The organism is Nocardiopsis sp. Huas11 (genome assembly GCF_003634495.1).
GTDB lineage: Bacteria > Actinomycetota > Actinomycetes > Streptosporangiales > Streptosporangiaceae > Nocardiopsis.
Window position 1 is genome coordinate 7,112,586 of the sequence record NZ_RBKY01000001.1, and the last position, 16,334, is coordinate 7,128,919.

Here is a 16,334-nt window from a genome sequence, read left to right on the forward strand (position 1 = left end):
GAGGGGACGCCTACCCGTCCGCGGGCTCCCCGCCCTCGGTGCGGTCGTCCTGCTCGGGGTCCCAGGGATTGCCCTCCACCGCGGGGGCCATCGTGCCGATCGACACCCAGGTCACGCACACCTCGTCCACGGACGTGTACAGCGCCAACTGGTCGCCCGCCGCGCCCACGGGGACGTACCAGGTGCCGTTCTCCTCGGCGGCCGGCAGCTCCACGTCGAGCCAGTCGTCGCCCAGCGCCACGGCGATCTCGGTCCCGTCCTCGGCCTTGTAGCCGACGGTGACGACCTGGGGCGGTCCACCCTCGGCCCTGACCGGCCAGGCCATGAGCCCGTCCCAGGACTCGATGCACTCGTCGCCCCCGCCGGGGCCGAACACGTAGCTGTTGTCGGAGGGGCGGGCCGGGACCAGGTAGCCGCCGTCGTTGAACACGTAGGCCCGGTCGGACTGCTCCGGTGAGCTCATCCGCTCGGCCGTGTCGGGGGCGGCCAGCGGCGCCAGGACGTACGAGCTCATCCGCCGGTGGCCGTTCCACTCCAACACGATGTCCTCGGGGACGGGACGGGAGTAGAGGCCGCCCTCCTCCGGAACTTCGTCCATCGCCACGCGCACCGTGTCCAGGTACCACCGGAGCCGGTCACCGCTGAGCGTGTCGGCGTAGGAGACGGTGGAGTACACCGCCGCCGCCGCGTAGACCGCCGTGGCCAGCACGGCGGCGGCCCGGGTGGCGCGGCCCGGGGCCGCTCCGGACGCCACCCGGCCCACGGAGGCGCGGGCGCGCTCCTCGCGGGTCGGCAGGAAGGCCAGGGCCAGGCACAGCGCGAACACCAGGGCCGCGTCGGCCACGTACCGCGGATCGGCGGCGGCCACCTCCTGGAAACGCCCGCGCGCCACGATCGTCGGGACGATGTCCACGACCACGATGTAACCGAGCAGGACCGTCCAGGCCCGCCACGCGCGCCGGCGCAACCACAGGCTGGCCAGCACGATGACGCCGAACACGACCCAGGACACCAGCACGATCTCGCCGCGCGCGTCGATCAATCCGCCGGTCGGAGTGACGGGCGACCACTCCAGCGGCCCGCCCAGCGCACCGACGGGGAAGACCTCGGTGAGCAGTCCGCGCACCATGGCCATCGCGGGTCCGTACTCCGGCACGCCCGCGCCCTCGCTGCCGTCCCCCGCGCGCATCCGGCCCAGGTACAGGACGGTGTAGGCGCCGAAGAGGACCGCCATCAACGTCCAGAAGGACCGGTGCAGCGCCCACGCCCGGCGGGCCGCGGTGACCGGACCGCCGGGGTAGAGCGCGGCGACGGCGACCGCGAAGAGCAGCAGCGGCAGGAACATCGCCTTGACGTTGAACAGCATCGCGAAGCCGACGGCGAGCCCCGCCCACAGCGCGAACCGGCGGTCGGAGGTGCGCAGGTAGCGGACCGTCCACAGCAGGGCGAACACCATGCCGAGCTGGAGCGGCACCGCGTTGAGGGCCGCGGACCACCAGCCCAGGACGGGGACGGTCAGCGGGGCCAGGGCGTAGACGGTGACGGGCACCAGGAGGGCCCAGCGGCGGCCGAACAGCTCCCACAGCAACCGGAGGAAGCCGACCAGCGCCGCCGTCTGCAGGGCCAGCATGATCCCGGCGCTCACCCACCAGTTGAACGGCCAGAACGCGGTCTGGAGGTAGACCAGGAACAGGCCGCCCGGCATCAGGTGGCCCTTGTGCAGGCCGAACAGGTACTCCGGGCTCAGGTCGCTGGCGTGGGCGCCGGCGAAGAACAGGAAGTCGTCCTCGACGAAGTAGGACGCCTGGAGGAGGTGGACCTTGAGTCCCACCGCGCCCACGATGAGGAGGAGGGCGACCAGGAGGACCCGGTCGCGCATCAGCGCGAGGGCGGAGGCAGGCGGCATCGGTCTCTCCACGCCATAGGTTGGCCAACCCGGACAAGGGATGTCAGAATACAACACGTTCCAGTTTTGCCCTTGACTGTTATCGCAGGCCGTGACGTTCCGTTCGGGCGGAACGAGAACAAGCTTCAGAAACCGTGGAGGTGGGCCGGTGGGGCTCGAACAGGTACGCCGGGACTGGACCCGGCTGGGTTCCACCGACGCGCTGTGGGCGGTGTGCGTCGACCCGGGCAAACGCGACGGCGGATGGGACGACGACGAGTTCCTCGCCTCGGGGCGGGCCGAGATCGATCCCGCCCTCGCCCGGCTCGATGAGCTGGGCGCCCGCCCGGGCCGCGGCCGCGTCCTGGACTTCGGCTGCGGCGCGGGACGCCTGTCCAACGCGCTGGCCGCCCACTTCGAGCGGGTCGACGGCGTCGACATCTCCGCACCCATGTTGGAGCAGGCCCGCCGCCTGGACCGGTCCGGCGGCCGGATCACCTTCCACCTCAACGAGCGCCCCGACCTGTCGCTGTTCGAGGACGACACCTTCGACCTGGTCTACACCGACCTCGTCCTGCAGCACCTGCCGCCCGAGCTCGCCGAGGGCTACCTGCGGGAGTTCGCCCGCGTCGTGCGCCCGGGCGGCGCCCTGGTGATCGGCGTGCCCGAGTCCGAGCGGCGCACGTTCAAGGGCCTGGTCTTCCGCTACGCCCCCTGGCCGCTGGTGGCGCTGGCCCAGCGCGTGGTCCTGCGCTACCCGGCCCCGATGCGGATGCACACGCTGGCCACCGAGCGGATCGCCGCGCTGGTGCCCCAGGGGCGGATCCTGGCCTCGGACGAGTACTGGGGCGGTGACCACTGGCGCCACCTGCGCCACTACGTCGCACTGGAGGGGGACGCGTGAGCGCGACCGGCACCCGGACCGACGGCACGGTCCCCTTCCGTGCCACGCTCGGCCGCTCGGTGGGACTGTTCTCCGCCTTCCGCAGGGAGCAGTCCGACCCGGCGTTCTTCTACGGAACGCTGGCCCACGACACCGTGGCCCAACTGCGCTCCTACACACCGTTGGACGACCGCCTGGTGGTCGACGTGGGCGGCGGCCCCGGCTACTTCGCCGACGCGCTGCGCGAGGCCGGGGCCCGGTGCCTGTGCGTGGACTCCGACGCCCACGAGATGCGGCTGCACGGCCGCGACGCCGACCTGCACGCGGTCCAGGGCAGCGCGCTCGACCTCCCCCTGCACACCGGCTCGGTGGACGTGTGCTTCTCCTCCAACGTGCTGGAGCACGTGCCCGACCGGACCAGGATGGCCGACGAGATGGTCCGCGTGACCCGGCCCGGCGGCCTGGTCTACCTGTCGTACACGCTGTGGCTCTCGCCGTGGGGCGGCCACGAGACCTCGCCGTGGCACTACCTCGGCGGCTCCTACGCGGCCGAGCGCTTCACGCGCAAGCACGGCCGCCGGCCCAAGAACGACTTCGGCCGCAGCATGTACGCCGCCCACGCCAAGGAGATGATCCGCTGGGCGCGCGGCCGCGGCGACGTGACGGCGGTCGACATCCGGCCCCGCTACCTGCCCGACTGGATGCGGCCGATCGTCCACGTGCCGTTCCTGCGCGAGGTCGTCACCTGGAACCTCCTCCTGGTCCTGCGCAAGCACTGAGGCGGGTATCTCACCCGACCCGGACCCGTGTGCCTCGCTCTCGACCTCGCATCGGTGGTGGTCGTTCTTGTGCTGTGCCGAGGTCTCGCGGTGCGGGGAGTCGCTGTCGCCATATCCGTTCTCCTGTCCTGGGGGCTCCCTGTGTTCCCCTTTCTGGTCTGGATCCTCTCCTTGTCCCTCGGGGCTCCGGTGTGAGGCGGACCAGCGACAGGAGCCGGGAGCACAACGACGCCGTCGGCCTCCGTTAGGCTGACGCGGTTCCGAGTCTCCTCCCCGATGGGTGCGGTCATGCCCGAGTCCCTCACGCGTTCCTCCCGGCCCGAGGAGTCCGCCCGCGACGCCCTCATCTGGTGGTGTCCGCGCGTGTTCGCCGTGACGGGCTGGGCATGGACGCTGTGGCCCTACTCGCCGCTCCTGGCCCTCATCGCCGCCACGGCCCTCGCCGCCCTGCTCTTCGTGCTCCGTGCCCCGCACGACCTGCCCGACCTGCCCGCCCGCACCTCCCTGCGGGCGGTCCTCGCGGGCGACCTGCTCACCGTCACGGCCGCGGTCACGGCGGTCTGGGGCGCGTGGTCGCCGTTCCCCTCGCTCCTCGTACTCATCGCGTGCGTCGTGGTCCTGGCGGCCCTGTCGCTGCGTCTCCAGGTGTGGTCGGACCTGCGCTCCGCCCCCAGTGGCCCCGCGACGCACCGGATCACCGCGCCCACCGCCCTCCTCACCGCCCTGGTCCTCATCGCCGGGCAGATCGGCGTGCTCACCTCCGATCCCGTCCGCGACGCGCTCGCGTGCACCACGTACCGGCCCAAGGGCGACCCGGAGCCGTGGGACACCGCCGAGCCGGCGGCCTCGACGCCGACCGCGGAGGTCTTCCCGGGGGAGCCCGTATGGCGGTTGGAGACCGAAGGCGGGACCCGGGTGGTCGGCGGCTCCCCGCAGGTCGTGACCCTCGCCGATCCTGAAGGCTTCACCGCGCTCTCCGCCACGGACGGACGGGCGCTGTGGCGGGTCGACGTGGCCGACCTGCGGCGGCTGCGCTCCGACGCGGGTCCGGGCGGGTACGAGACCGATGACGTACACCACGTCGACGGGACGGTGCTCGTGGCCTTCCCCAGGGCGCTGGTGGCCTTCGACGAAGCCACGGGCGCCCCGGTCTGGTGCGCGGAAGGACCCTCCCAGGTCGTGCCGGCGCCGCCGCACCGGTTCCTCGGCCTCATCGACTCCGACCGCGCCCGCTGGGGGCTGTTCGACCTCGCGGACGGCTCCCTCGTCGCCGAACTGCCGGACCGCCCCGCGTCCGCGCGGATCCTGCCCCAGGAGGAGGACGAGGAGGCCGAGGTCCAGGTCGGGGACGGGCGGGCCGCCGTCTGGCGCGGCTCCAGCCTGTCCGTCTACGGCCTCGACGACGGCGAACTCCTGTTCCACCTGGGCGACGCACGCCCCCGCGCGAACGAGGACCGGGAGGAGCCCTACCACCGGTCCATCCGCGCGGTCCGCACTGTCGGCGGGGTGACCGTGGTCTCCTTCGAGCCGATGATGTCCTACTACGCCCGGGAACCCGAACGTCCCGGCGACACCACCGACAACAACGGGGTGCTCGCCGCCTACGACGAGGACGGCACCGAACTCTGGAACTCGGCCGGCAGCGGGAGGATCGAGACGGGCGGCCCCGTGGTCGGCACCTCGATCGGCTCCTGTCCCTCAGGCCTGGGCGACGTGTTCCTGACCGAGCGCACCGTTGCCCGCGGTGAGGAGCACACCTACGCCGTCCGGGCCGAGGACGGGACCGTGGTCTGGTCGTCCTCCTCCGAGGACGCCGTGCCCTGGTGGTCCACCGAAGAGGACGAGGGGGAACCCTACTTCTCGTGCCCGACGAAGGGGGCGGTGATCGACGGGCGCCTGTACCGGCCCGACGGGGGCAGCGCCGACGCGGAGGGATACCTGTGGACCCAGCGCCTCCGCGGCGTCGAACGGCTCGGGCTCGTCGGGGACGGGCTCCTGGTCGTGGACCTCGACGGCTTCACCTTCCACACCCTGGCCGAGGACGCGGACCGCACCGCCGGGTAGCCCGGCGCCCCACCCTCGGGCAGCTTCCGACCCGATGGCTCAGCCGCCCCGGCGGCCGGTGTCAGCCGCGGTCCAGCTTGGCCTGGGCCTTGCGGGGCGAGCGGGCGTGGCGGCCCATCCCGGCGAACGGGCACTCCTCGCGCCGCAGGTCCAGGGAGAAGAGGCGCGGTGACTCCAGCCCGTCCAGCTCCTCCCAGGTGATCGGTGCCGCGACCGGCGCCCCGGGCCTGGCGCGTACCGAGTACGGGGCCACCGCGAGCTGGTCGCGGCCGTTGCGCAGGTAGTCCACGAACAAGCGGCCGCGCCGGGCGGCCTTGCGGAACCGGGTGGTGCGCTCCTCCGGCCGCCGGGCGGCCACCCGGTCGGCGATTCGCTCGGCCAGGGCGCGCACCTCCTGGTCGGTGAGCTCGGGCCGCAGCGGGGAGTGCACGTGCAGTCCCTTGGATCCCGTGGTCATCACATAGGCGGCCAGCCCCAGGGCGTCCAGCTCCTCGCGCACGTCCCACGCCGTGGCCTTGCACGCCTCGAAACCGGCGGCCGTGTACTCGGGCGGGTCCAGGTCGAGCACCATGCGGTCCGGCAGGCCCAGGTTCGGTTCCTTGGACAGCCACGTGTGGACCTCGATCGCCGCCTGGTCGGCGCACCAGACCAGGGTCGCCGCGTCCTGGCACTGCATCATCGAACCGTTGGCGGTCTCGACCGTGCGCACCCACGAGGGCGTCGAGGGGTGCTTGACGAAGAAGCCGCCCGCGTCGATCCCGTCAGGGAACCGCTGGAGGGCGGCCGGCCGGTCGCGGATCTGCGCCAGCATCAGCGGTGCGATCCGCGCGTAGTACTCCGCGAGGTCGGCCTTGGCCGCCCCGCCCTCCTCGAACAACGGTTTGTCCGGCCTCCGCACCCGCACGGTCCGGCGGCCGGCCCTCACGTCAGTGCTCATCGCTCCCCCGCTCGGAGTCGGCGTGCGCTCCGTCTACCCGGCCCCCACCACGGGAAACCCTCGGCCGGGGCGAGGCCCCCGCCGACCCGCGACACCGTCGGCCCGACCGGCCTGCCGGTAGACCCGGCCGACACCCGGCCCGGCCGACACCCGGCCGCCCCCGCCGACCCGACCGACGCCCTACTCCCGGATCCAGGCGGCCAGACGGTCCATGTACGCCCGGCCCTCCTCGACGGAGGTGAACCTCGGCGGGACCTCCGGGAGGTCCGCCATCTTCTCGGGCCGGTGTCGACGGGCCAGTTCCCGGTACTCCGCGAGAAGGGCGTCGGTCTGCCGGTGGAGTTCGTCCAGCACCCGCCGCTCCTCTCCCGCCCGTCGCTCCTCCCGCTTCCTTTCCTGCTCAGGAGTCAGCGCTTCCGGCTCCTGCCGCCTCCTGAACCACTTCAGCACCACGTTCACCGCTCCCGTTCGATCCGCCGAGACGCCCACGCTAGCGCGGCCGGCCCGAACGCACGACGCCCGGCCGGGGCGGACCCGGCCGGGCGTCGTACTCGAAGCGCGTGGGACTACTTGCGCTTGTTGATCTCCTCGGTCAGCTGCGGAGCGACCGTGTGCAGGTCGCCCACGACACCGAAGTCGGCGAGCTCGAAGATCGGCGCCTCGGGGTCCTTGTTGACCGCGACGATGTTCTTCGAGGTCTGCATGCCCGCGCGGTGCTGGATCGCGCCGGAGATGCCCAGAGCCACGTACAGGTTCGGGCTGACCGTCTTACCGGTCTGACCGACCTGGAACTGGTTCGGGTACCAGCCGGAGTCGACGGCGGCGCGGGAGGCGCCGACGGCGGCACCGAGCGAGTCGGCGAGCTTCTCGACGACCGTGAAGTCGTCCGAACCCACACCGCGGCCACCGGAGACCACGATCGCGGCCTCGGTGAGCTCGGGGCGCTCGCCCTGCTCCTGGACGACGCGCTCCACGACCTTGGCGGACCTGGCGGCGTCGGAGATCTCGACCGAGACGGCCTCCTCGGTCGCGGCACCGGCCGCGGCCTCGGGAACGACCGAGTTCGGGCGGACCGCGACGATCGGCACGCCGGTCGCCACACGGGCGTGCGTGACCGTGGAGCCACCGAAGATGCTGTGCTCGGTGACCACCTCGGCGGTCACGTCGACGACGTCGGTGAGCACGCCCGAGCCCAGCTTCACGGCGGTGCGGCCGGCGATCTCCTTGTTCTCGGCGGTGGCCGAGACGAGGATCGCGGCGGCGGACTTCTCCTGCGCCAGCTTGGCGAGCAGCTCGGCCTTGGGCGCGACGACGTAGTCGTTGAGCTCGGCCGCCGCGACGTAGACCTTCTCCGCGCCGAACTCGGCCAGGGCGGCCTTGCCGGACTCGGCGCCGTCGCCGATCCACACCGCGGCGGGCTCGCCGATACGGCGGGCGGCGGTCAGCAGCTCGGTGGTGACCTTCTTGACCTGTCCGTCGACGTGGTCGACGAGGACGAGGACCTCAGCCATAATCCTTACCTTCCTGAGTCTCTCGTCGGACCTAGACGAACTTCTTCTCGGAGAGGAAGTCGGCGAGCTTCGCGCCGCCGTCGCCCTCGTCCTTGACGATCGTGCCCGCGGCCCGCGGCGGCGCGGGGGCGAAGTCGACGGTCTCGGTCGTGGCGTTGGCCAGACCGACCTTGCCGGCGTCGATGCCCGCGTCGGCGGCCGACTTCTTGTCGACCGGCTTCTTCTTCGCCTGCATGATCAGCTTGAAGGACGGGTAGCGCGGCTCGTTGATCTTCTCGACGACCGAGACGACCGCCGGGAGCTGCGCCTCGACGACGTCGTAGCCGTAGTCGGTCTGACGCTGGATCTTGACGGCGGTGCCGTCGATGTCGACCTTGCCCGCGAGCGTGAGCTGCGGCAGGCCGAGGTACTCGGCGAGCGCCGCGCCGACGACACCGGTGCGCGCGTCCGTGGACTCCGAGCCCAGCACGACCAGGTCGAACTCCAGGGTGCCCAGGGCCTGCGCGAGCGCGTAGGCGGTCTGGAGCGCGTCCGATCCGTGGAGCGCGTCGTCGTTGACGAAGACGGCCTTGTCCGCGCCCATGGACAGGGCCTTGCGGATGGAGTCCGTGGCCTGGTCCGGGCCCATCGTCAGGATGGTGACCTCGCCGCCGTGCTTCTCCTTGAGAAGGAGCGCCTCTTCGATGGCGTACTCGTCGAGCTCGTTGATGACGCCGTCGGACGCTGCGCGGTCGAGCGTCTTGTCCGCGTCGCTGAGCTTCCGTTCGGTCGCCGTGTCCGGGACCTGCTTGACCAAAACGACAATATTCATGGCCGGTGGCCGACCTCCCTGCACTCGCATGATCCGCCGTCAGGCGGGCGGACGCTGGCGCGCCCCGTACTGCCAACAATGCCGAATGCCGTTCGGTCACTCGACGGCGGGTCCGGTCTTTCGCGTGCGAACCGGCCCCGCGATGTGCTGATACCCAGATGTTACTCGCTAGTAGCTTCAAAGGCCAAGCCACACCGGGATGTTACTTAGGTAACCCTGACCACGTTGACCTCGCGGCCCTCGCAGGGCTCCGCCGGGGCGCGGTCTCCCAGCATGGATGAGTGCGCCCCCAACGCGTACCTCCACCATAGTCACCGCCGGGGGCGGGGCGGCGGGCGCACCACCGCCCAACGGCCGGACGCCCTCCTCCCCGGGGGGAAGAGGGCGTCCTGGCGTCGAGGTGCGGGGCCGAGGGCCCCGTCCGACCGGGCTAGGAGAACCAGTCCGACGGTCCCTGGAGCGGTCCCAGCTCCCACACGGGAGCGGCGCTCAGACCGATGGACAGGATCAGCATCGTCAGCAGGATGAGGCCGACGATCACGCCGATGTACAGGTACAGGTTCCGGAACCTGACCCGCTCCACCAGCCACACCGCCTGGTGCCGCGCCTCGCGGCCGCTGGGCATGATGTAGCTGAGCAGGATCGTCACGAAGATGGCGAAGGCACCGGTGTAGTTGGCGCCCTCGGCCACGTCCATGAGCGAGGCGTAGACCATCCCGACCAGGATGCCCGCCAGCAGGTAGACCAGCCCGAACCCGACCGTGCGCAGCACGCTGCGGCCGAAGGCCACCGGATAGCTCAGCACCATCATCATGCCGTCGGAGCGGCCGGGGCCGCGCTTCTGGACGCGTTCGGCCTGCTGGATCTTGACCTTGTCCAAGGCGCTGAGCCCCGCGATCATCGCGATCCCCAGGATCACGCCGAACCACGGGAACCACAGTGCGACGCCGGCGAACGAGATCATGAGCGGGATCAGCACGAGCGGGTGCATCCGCCAGGACGCTTCCTCGTACTCCTCGTCGTCGTACTCGTCGTCGCCGCCGCGGAAGTAGTCGCCGAACCGGTCGTGGCTGCCCCGGCGGAACCGGCCCAGCAGCCCGCCCCGCTGCTCCTCCTCGTACCCGTCGTAGTCGTAGTCCTCATCGTCGAACTCCTGCGTGCGCTTGGAGCGCCCGCCGTCGTCGACCGGGGTGAGGATGTCGCCGAAGTCGCCCTTGGACAGCGGCGTGTTGAAGAACTGGGTCTGCGGCGCCTGGTTCGAGTAGTCGTCCTCGTACTCGTCCACGTGCCCCCGGCCGCTCTCGACCGGGTCGATCATCATCGTGCCCTGCGGGTCATCGCGTTCGGCGAGACCGCCCGGCTGGATGCGCTGGGTCCCCACCATGTCGTCCGTGCCGACGGGGTCGATCCGCATCGTGCCCTGCGGGTCCGCCAGGTCGTCGGCGCCCGCCGGGCTGATGCGCTGGGTGCCGGCGTCCGGGCCGAGCGGCTCCTGGCGCGCGCCCCAGGCCTGGCGTCCACCGGAGAGGTCGTCGGTCGCCTCGTCATCGGTCTGCCACCCCGTGGCCGCCCGACGCCCACCCGACAGATCGTCCGTGGCCTCGTCATCGGTCTGCCACCCCGTGGCCGCCCGACGCCCACCCGACAGATCGTCGGTCGCCTCGTCGTCCGTCTGCCACCCCGTGGCCGCCCGACGCCCACCCGACAGATCGTCGGTCGCCTCGTCGTCCGTCTGCCACCCCGTGGCCGCCCGACGCCCACCCGACAGATCGTCCGTGGCCTCGTCGTCCATGTTCCAGCCGCCGGAACGGGCGGCGTGCGTACGCGGCTGCTCCGGGGGCACCGACCAGGCGCCGGCCGTGTGCGAGGGGTTCGGGCCGCTCGCGGTGTGCGAGGGCCCCCAGCCCTCGCTGCCCCGGGCCCCGTGGCTGGCCAGGTACCCCGCGGCCCCGCCCATGGCGGCACCGGCGGCACCGGCCGCACCCGCGGCACCGAGCCCCCGGCCGCGGCCACCGGAGCCCGACGACGCGTCGGCCGCGTTCGTCGCGGCGGGGCCGTGCCCGGCGGAGGGGCTGTAGACGGTGTGGCTGCCGGTCGTCCCGGTCGAGCCGCCGGGGTCCTCCGTCCACGGCAGGTCCAGGTTCAGCCGGCTCGCCTCGGCGACGAGTTCGGCGGCGGTGGGGCGCCGGCTCATGCTGCGGGAGACCGCCCGGGTCACCAGCGGACGGAGTGCCTCGTGCATTCCGTCCATGTCGATCTCGCCGTTGAGGATCCGGAAGAAGATCACCTCGAAGGAGCCCGCGCCGTAGGGCGGGCGTCCGGTGGAGGCGAAGGCGACCGTGCCGCCCCAGGCGTGGATGTCCGTCGCCGGACCCAGGTCCGTCCCCTCGATGACCTCGGGCGACAGGTAACTGGGCGTACCCACGAACGTGCCGGTCTGGGTCAGCTTGGCTCCATCGACGGCGTGCGCGATGCCGAAGTCGATGACGATCGGCTCGCCGTTGGAGATGATGACGTTGCCGGGCTTGAGGTCGCGGTGGATGACGTCCACCGCGTGGATGTCCTCGATCGCCCGGGCCAGCCCGGTGATGAAGCGGCTCAGAGCGCGGCCGCGCAGGGGGCCGTGGTCGGTGACGGTCGCGTCCAGCGTGGGGCCGGGGATGTACTCGGTGACCACCCACGGAAGCTCGGCCTGCGTGTCCGCGTCGATGACCTCGGCCACGTTGGGGCTCTGCACGCTGCGCATGGTCTCGACCTCGCGCGCCAGACGCGCCCGCGCGATGTGGTCGCCGGCGACCTCGGGCTTGAGGACCTTCACCGCGACGAACTGCTCGGTCCGGGGGTCCTCGGCCTGGTACACCACGCCCATGCCGCCCGCTCCGATGCGGCGACGGATCACGTAGTGGCCGATGCGCTCCGGCAGCTCCTCGCCCGTGGGGAAACCTGCCGACATTGCCATCGAGAACTCATCCCCTCAAAAGACCGCATACCGCCACGTCCAGCTTATCGGCCGGGGGGATGGGTCACCATTGGCTTGTTCGGCCCGTCCAGGGCCGTGGTGGTCTTCCAGGTCCACCGGTAGGTGGGGGCTCCGGCGACCGCTCCGTCCTCGGACGGCCACCACGAGTATGACGGAAAATCCGCCCCTGCGGTTCCCGCACCGGGTGTCGCACCCGGCCGGAACCGGCCGCCGGGGCGACGGCGGGCGGCGCCCGGTTCGGTCCCGACGGTCTCGATCATGCCAAAAACGGCGGGATCCCACGAGTGGGCGGTGTGGGCGGGGTCGCACCGGACCTCTGCACGGCCCGACCCCGCCCCCACGGCCGGTCAGCGCCCCTGGAAGGTCGCCTTGCCCGGTCCCTCCTCGATGAAGCTGCGCATCCCGCTCTTCTGGTCCTCCGTGGCGAACAGCCCGGAGAACTGCAGCCGCTCGATCTCCAGACCGGTGTCCAGGTCGGTCTCCAGCCCGCGGTCGACGGCCTCCTTGGCGGCGGCCAGGGCGACCGCCGGGCCGTCCGTGTAGCGGGCGGCCATCGCCATCGCCGCGGAGTAGACCTCGGCGTCGGGGGCGACCTCGTCCACCAGGCCGATCCGCAGCGCCTCCTCGGCGCGCACGTGCCGACCGCTGAAGATCATCTCCTTGGCCCGCGCCGGCCCCACCAGGCGCGGCAGGCGCTGGGTGCCGCCCGCGCCCGGGATGACGCCCAGCTGGATCTCCGGCTGACCCAACCGGGCCTTCTCGCCCGCCACCCGGAAGTCCGCGCACAGGGCCAGCTCGCAGCCGCCGCCCAGGGCGTAGCCGCTGATCGCCGCCACCACGGGCTTCGGGATCCGGGCGACGGCGGTCAGGGCGTCCTGCAGCGCACGGGAGTACTCCCGCATCTGCGCGGCGCTCAGCTCCGCCATCTCCTTGATGTCGGCGCCGGCCACGAACGCCCGCTCACCGCCGTAGAGGACCACCGCGCGCACCGACTCGTCGGCCGAGACCCGGGTCGCCGCGACCGCGATCTCCCCCGTCACCTGGCCGTTCAGCGCGTTCAGGGCCTTGGGCCGGTCGATCCGGACGACGGCCACGGCCGGATGCTCCGGATCGGTCTCCACCCGCACGAACTCGCCCACGAACTCCACCTCTTCACCTTCGACGACTGTGTCCCTGGCTGTCCTACCACCCTCATCACGAGAACAGCAGCACCAGGGTGCCCAGCCGTGCGGAGCATCCGTAGGCCGCCACCAGCAGGAGCGCGGATCCGGCGATCAACAGGGTGTCGGCCGCCCGCCAGCGGCTGCGGCGCGCGTGCGAGCGCCGCCCGGTCCCGAAGGCCCGGGCGTCCATCGCCATGGCCAGCAGCGTCCCGGTCCGGATGGACCGCACCAGGAGCGCGAACAGCCGTCCGAAGAAGAGCCGGACCACCGCCACCGGGTTGACCCCGGCCTCCAGGCCGCGCGCCCGCCTGGCCAGGGTGATGGTCCGCCACTGGTGGGCGAGCAGCGGGATGAGCCGCAGGGCCGCCAGCACGCCCATGGCCGGCCGCTCGGGCAGCCGGAGCCGCTGTACGAGCCCGTCGGACATCTCCGTGGGGTCGCTGCTGACCGCCGCCAGCAGGCCGGGCAGGGCGATGGCGAGCAGCCGGACCGCCGCCCCGATCGCGCCGGAGACGCCCTCCTCGCCGTACAGGTAGTTGACCAGCCCGCTGGACAGGCCCATCAGGATGAACGGGCCGCCCAGGACGAGCAGCGTGCGCCGGTCGATCCCGCTGAACGGGACCACCAGCAGGACGGCGGCCAGCACCACGCCGCCGGTCACCGCGTCCACGGCCGGGACGAGACCCAGGGCCAGGACGAGCGCGGCGAGCAGTTTGGCCGCCGGGTTCAGGCCGGTCAGCCAGGCCCGGGCGCCGCCCTCGCCGGGGGCGGCCACGGTCGGCGCGTCCCCCGTCCACCGCGCGGCCCCCTCACCCGGCACGGCCGCCGTCTCCGCCGGGGTCTCCCTGCCGCTCATCGCTTCTCCTCCGCCACGCGGGCCGCGGCCGACTCCGGTACCGGCTCCGTCTCGGCCCGGCCGTCGGCCACGAGCACACGCGTGTCGGCGAACCGGCGCAGGAGCAGTTCGTCGTGCGTGGCCATCAGGACGGCCCGGCCCTGCGCGCGCAGGGCGCCGAGCAGCTCCACCAGCTCGGTCCACGTCCGGGTGTCCTGGCCGAAGGTCGGCTCGTCCAGCACCAGGACGTCGGGAGCCCGGGTGGGGCCGGAGCTGAGCGCGGTCGCGACCGACAGCCGCCGCTTCTCGCCGCCGGAGAGCGTGTAGGGGTGCACGTCGGCGAGCGCGGTCAGCCGCAGGCGTTCCAGCAGCTCGTCCACCCACGCCGTGGTCTCGGCCTCGCCCACCCCGGCCCGCAGCGGGGCGAACCGCAGCTCGTCGCGCACGGTGGCGGTGACGAACTGGTCCTCCGCGTGCTGGAACACCGTCCCCACGTGCCGGGCGAGCCGCGCGGCGGGCCAGCGCCGCAGCGGGCGCCGGTCCGCCTCGGCCAGCGGGCCGCGCGGCAGCACGGCCCCCCTCCGCGGTGCGGCGAGCCCGGACAGCAGGGTCAGCAGGGTGGACTTGCCCGCCCCGTTGGGGCCGGTGAGCGCGGTCGCCGTCCCCGCCCGCACGTCCAGGTGGACGTCGGAGAACACCGTGCGGGAGAGGCTGTGGCCGGAGGCCATCCGTTGAGGGGGGCAGCCCCTCCCCCCGCGTAGCGGCGCCGGGGCGATGGTGGGCGACGGGCGGGCGGGGCGGACGCCCAGCTCCCGGGGCGTGCGCGCGGCCACCCCGACGGCCGCCAGCACGCTCCCGCCGCCCGGGACCGGGTCCAGCCGGGGCCGCGGTTCGACGCCGGGCACCCACACGCCCTGGTCGGCCAACGACCTCCCGTGCTCGGCGAACACCGCGTCCGGCGGGCCGTCGGCGACCACACCCGCGCCGGGCTCCACCACCACGACCCGGTCGACCAGGTCGACGACCTCGGCCACGCGGTGCTCGACCAGCACCAGCGTGGCCTCGGTCGCGGCGAGGACGCGGGCCAGGACCTCCCGCACCAGCGCGGCGCCGGCCGGGTCGAGGTTGGCGGTCGGCTCGTCCAGCAGCAACAGGCGGGGGCGCATCGCCAGCGCTCCGGCGATGACCAGGCGCTGCTTCTCACCACCGGAGAGGGCGCCGGTGGAGTGGCGCGGCCCGTAAGGGAAGCCGACGTCGGCCATCGCCTCCTCCACCCGCGGCCAGATCAGCGCCGGGTCCATCCCGAGGTTCTCCGGCCCGAAGGCGACGTCGTCGCCCGCCCGGGCCATCACCAGCTGGGTCTCGGGGTCCTGGCTGACCAGGCCGACCACGCCCCGGCGGCGGTCGGCGGGCTCGCCGTCCACGCGCAGGACGCCCTCCTGGTCGCCGCTGATGGCGCTGTCGGGGCCGGTCAGCCCGGCCAGCGAGTGCAGCAGGGTGGACTTGCCCGCGCCGGAGGCGCCGAGCAGGAGCACCCGCTCCCCCGGTTCGATGACCAGGTCCACGCCCCTCAGTGCGTGCGACCCCCGGCCGGAGTGCCGCCAGCCCCACCCGGCGAACTCGACGCGCGCGCCCTGGGCCCGCTCCACGCTCAGTCCCTGGCCGACGGGAAGGGCGCCAGCGCACCCGACTTCGCCAGCGCGGTCGTGAGCAGGCGGGCGCCGGCGCCCGCGATCACGGCGGCGCTGACGATGACGATGACGCCGTAGGCGAGCTTCAGGTCGAGCGACCAGGTGACGTTGTAGGTGAGGTTGTCGCGGATCGCGGGCGAGATCCCGGCGACCGCCGCGGCCAGGACGGCCACGCCCATGTTCCAGCGCCGGTAGCCGAAGGCGAGGAAGACCAGTTCGGGCAGGATGCCCTGCAACGTGCCGTCGAGGATCACCATCACGCCCCACTGGGTGCCCAGCACGGCGGAGACGGACGCGGCGGCGATCGCGGTGAGCAGGGCGGCGCCGGGCTTGCGGATGATGAGGCCGCCCAGCACGCCGGAGATCAGCCACATGCCGTAGATGACGGCCTGTCCCGGGGGGAAGAGGACGAACAAGGGCGTGGTGATCGTCCAGAGGATGTTCCAGGCCCAGAAGACCACGCCGATGCCGACGCCGATGACGGCGGCCACGACGATGTCGACGGTGCGCCAGCTGCGCAGCCGGAGCAGGATGTCCTTCCAGAAGCCCGGAGCCTCGGTCTCGGTGCTCATGTCGCGGTGTCCCTTCGTGGGGGGACGAGGGGCTCTTCGGGGCATGCGGCGTTCACCACACGCACCCTGGCCAAGAGCGCCACCGCGAACATGCCGCCGGTGGCGGTACTTACGACTTCCTTCGCTGGCATGACCCAGATCAGGTGTGTAAGGGTCTGCGGCCCTGTGCCGCACTCTCAGCGCTTGCGCGCTCCCCTGTCGGTTGATCCCAGTATGCGGCATG

At 72.6% G+C, this 16,334-nt stretch carries 13 protein-coding genes and 1 riboswitch; of the genes, 3 read left to right on the forward strand and 10 right to left on the reverse strand.

All coding sequences use genetic code 11. From position 1 onward, the window contains the following. Positions 1–10 precede the first annotated feature (10 nt). Positions 11–1,906 carry a hypothetical protein gene (locus tag DFP74_RS31800; RefSeq protein ID WP_121187582.1) on the reverse strand — a complete coding sequence of 632 codons (1,896 nt, stop codon included), beginning with the start codon at positions 1,904–1,906 and terminating at the stop codon, positions 11–13. Positions 1,907–2,054: 148 nt separating this feature from the next. On the opposite strand from DFP74_RS31800, the gene DFP74_RS31805 reads away from it, so the two are divergent. The 3 genes from DFP74_RS31805 to DFP74_RS31815 all read left to right on the forward strand — a co-directional run bounded on the left by DFP74_RS31805 (position 2,055) and on the right by DFP74_RS31815 (position 5,611). Further along, complete coding sequence (locus DFP74_RS31805; RefSeq protein ID WP_121187584.1) at positions 2,055–2,789, forward strand: class I SAM-dependent methyltransferase; 735 nt, start codon at positions 2,055–2,057, stop codon at positions 2,787–2,789. Further along, positions 2,786–3,547, forward strand: coding sequence for a bifunctional 2-polyprenyl-6-hydroxyphenol methylase/3-demethylubiquinol 3-O-methyltransferase UbiG (locus DFP74_RS31810; RefSeq protein ID WP_121187586.1), 762 nt, complete (start codon positions 2,786–2,788; stop codon positions 3,545–3,547). Before DFP74_RS31805 ends, DFP74_RS31810 begins: the two co-directional genes overlap by 4 nt. 288 nt (positions 3,548–3,835) lie before the next feature. Beyond that, entirely contained in the window at positions 3,836–5,611 is a 1,776-nt protein-coding gene (locus DFP74_RS31815; protein WP_158613085.1) for a PQQ-binding-like beta-propeller repeat protein, read from the forward strand. Between the two features lie 61 nt (positions 5,612–5,672). Here DFP74_RS31815 and ligD read toward each other — a convergent pair whose 3' ends face one another. The 9 genes from ligD to DFP74_RS31860 form a co-directional block, all read right to left on the reverse strand. Further along, positions 5,673–6,548: a non-homologous end-joining DNA ligase gene (gene ligD, locus DFP74_RS31820; RefSeq protein WP_121187589.1), complete on the reverse strand. Its 876-nt coding sequence runs from the start codon at positions 6,546–6,548 to the stop codon at positions 5,673–5,675. A gap of 180 nt (positions 6,549–6,728) precedes the next feature. Then, positions 6,729–6,902, reverse strand: a complete 174-nt coding sequence (locus DFP74_RS33690) for a hypothetical protein (RefSeq protein WP_158613086.1) — start codon at positions 6,900–6,902, stop codon at positions 6,729–6,731. A 212-nt stretch (positions 6,903–7,114) separates the two neighbouring features. Next, positions 7,115–8,059 carry an electron transfer flavoprotein subunit alpha/FixB family protein gene (locus DFP74_RS31830; protein ID WP_121187593.1) on the reverse strand — a complete coding sequence of 315 codons (945 nt, stop codon included), beginning with the start codon at positions 8,057–8,059 and terminating at the stop codon, positions 7,115–7,117. Between the two features lie 31 nt (positions 8,060–8,090). After that, the gene (locus DFP74_RS31835) at positions 8,091–8,870 is read right to left on the reverse strand and encodes an electron transfer flavoprotein subunit beta/FixA family protein (RefSeq protein WP_199725836.1); all 780 of its coding nucleotides are present in this window, start codon (positions 8,868–8,870) and stop codon (positions 8,091–8,093) included. A 430-nt stretch (positions 8,871–9,300) separates the two neighbouring features. Beyond that, a complete protein-coding gene (locus DFP74_RS31840; protein ID WP_233571255.1) occupies positions 9,301–11,829 on the reverse strand; it encodes a serine/threonine-protein kinase in 2,529 nt (842 codons plus the stop codon). A 368-nt stretch (positions 11,830–12,197) separates the two neighbouring features. Further along, entirely contained in the window at positions 12,198–12,989 is a 792-nt protein-coding gene (locus DFP74_RS31845; RefSeq protein WP_121188650.1) for an enoyl-CoA hydratase/isomerase family protein, read from the reverse strand. A gap of 55 nt (positions 12,990–13,044) precedes the next feature. Beyond that, the gene (locus DFP74_RS31850) at positions 13,045–13,869 is read right to left on the reverse strand and encodes an energy-coupling factor transporter transmembrane protein EcfT (protein ID WP_121187599.1); all 825 of its coding nucleotides are present in this window, start codon (positions 13,867–13,869) and stop codon (positions 13,045–13,047) included. Then, positions 13,866–15,503 (reverse strand): ABC transporter ATP-binding protein, encoded by a 1,638-nt coding sequence (locus tag DFP74_RS31855; RefSeq protein WP_121188651.1) that lies wholly within the window; start codon positions 15,501–15,503, stop codon positions 13,866–13,868. The genes DFP74_RS31850 and DFP74_RS31855 overlap by 4 nt, the downstream gene beginning before the upstream one ends. Continuing rightward, entirely contained in the window at positions 15,500–16,111 is a 612-nt protein-coding gene (locus tag DFP74_RS31860; protein ID WP_121187601.1) for an ECF transporter S component, read from the reverse strand. The genes DFP74_RS31855 and DFP74_RS31860 overlap by 4 nt, the downstream gene beginning before the upstream one ends. Before the next feature lie 99 nt (positions 16,112–16,210). Further along, a riboswitch (TPP riboswitch) is annotated at positions 16,211–16,318 on the reverse strand. Positions 16,319–16,334: the final 16 nt, after the last annotated feature.

Coding starts and splice junctions, on each gene's coding strand:
- DFP74_RS31815 (WP_158613085.1), top strand. CDS start 3,836: ATGCCCGAGTCCCTCACGCGTTCCTCCCGGCCCGAGGAGTCCGCCCGC.
- DFP74_RS31835 (WP_199725836.1), bottom strand. CDS start 8,870: ATGAATATTGTCGTTTTGGTCAAGCAGGTCCCGGACACGGCGACCGAA.
- DFP74_RS31850 (WP_121187599.1), bottom strand. CDS start 13,869: ATGAGCGGCAGGGAGACCCCGGCGGAGACGGCGGCCGTGCCGGGTGAG.
- DFP74_RS31840 (WP_233571255.1), bottom strand. CDS start 11,829: ATGGCAATGTCGGCAGGTTTCCCCACGGGCGAGGAGCTGCCGGAGCGC.
- ligD (WP_121187589.1), bottom strand. CDS start 6,548: ATGAGCACTGACGTGAGGGCCGGCCGCCGGACCGTGCGGGTGCGGAGG.
- DFP74_RS31860 (WP_121187601.1), bottom strand. CDS start 16,111: ATGAGCACCGAGACCGAGGCTCCGGGCTTCTGGAAGGACATCCTGCTC.
- DFP74_RS31800 (WP_121187582.1), bottom strand. CDS start 1,906: ATGCCGCCTGCCTCCGCCCTCGCGCTGATGCGCGACCGGGTCCTCCTG.
- DFP74_RS31830 (WP_121187593.1), bottom strand. CDS start 8,059: ATGGCTGAGGTCCTCGTCCTCGTCGACCACGTCGACGGACAGGTCAAG.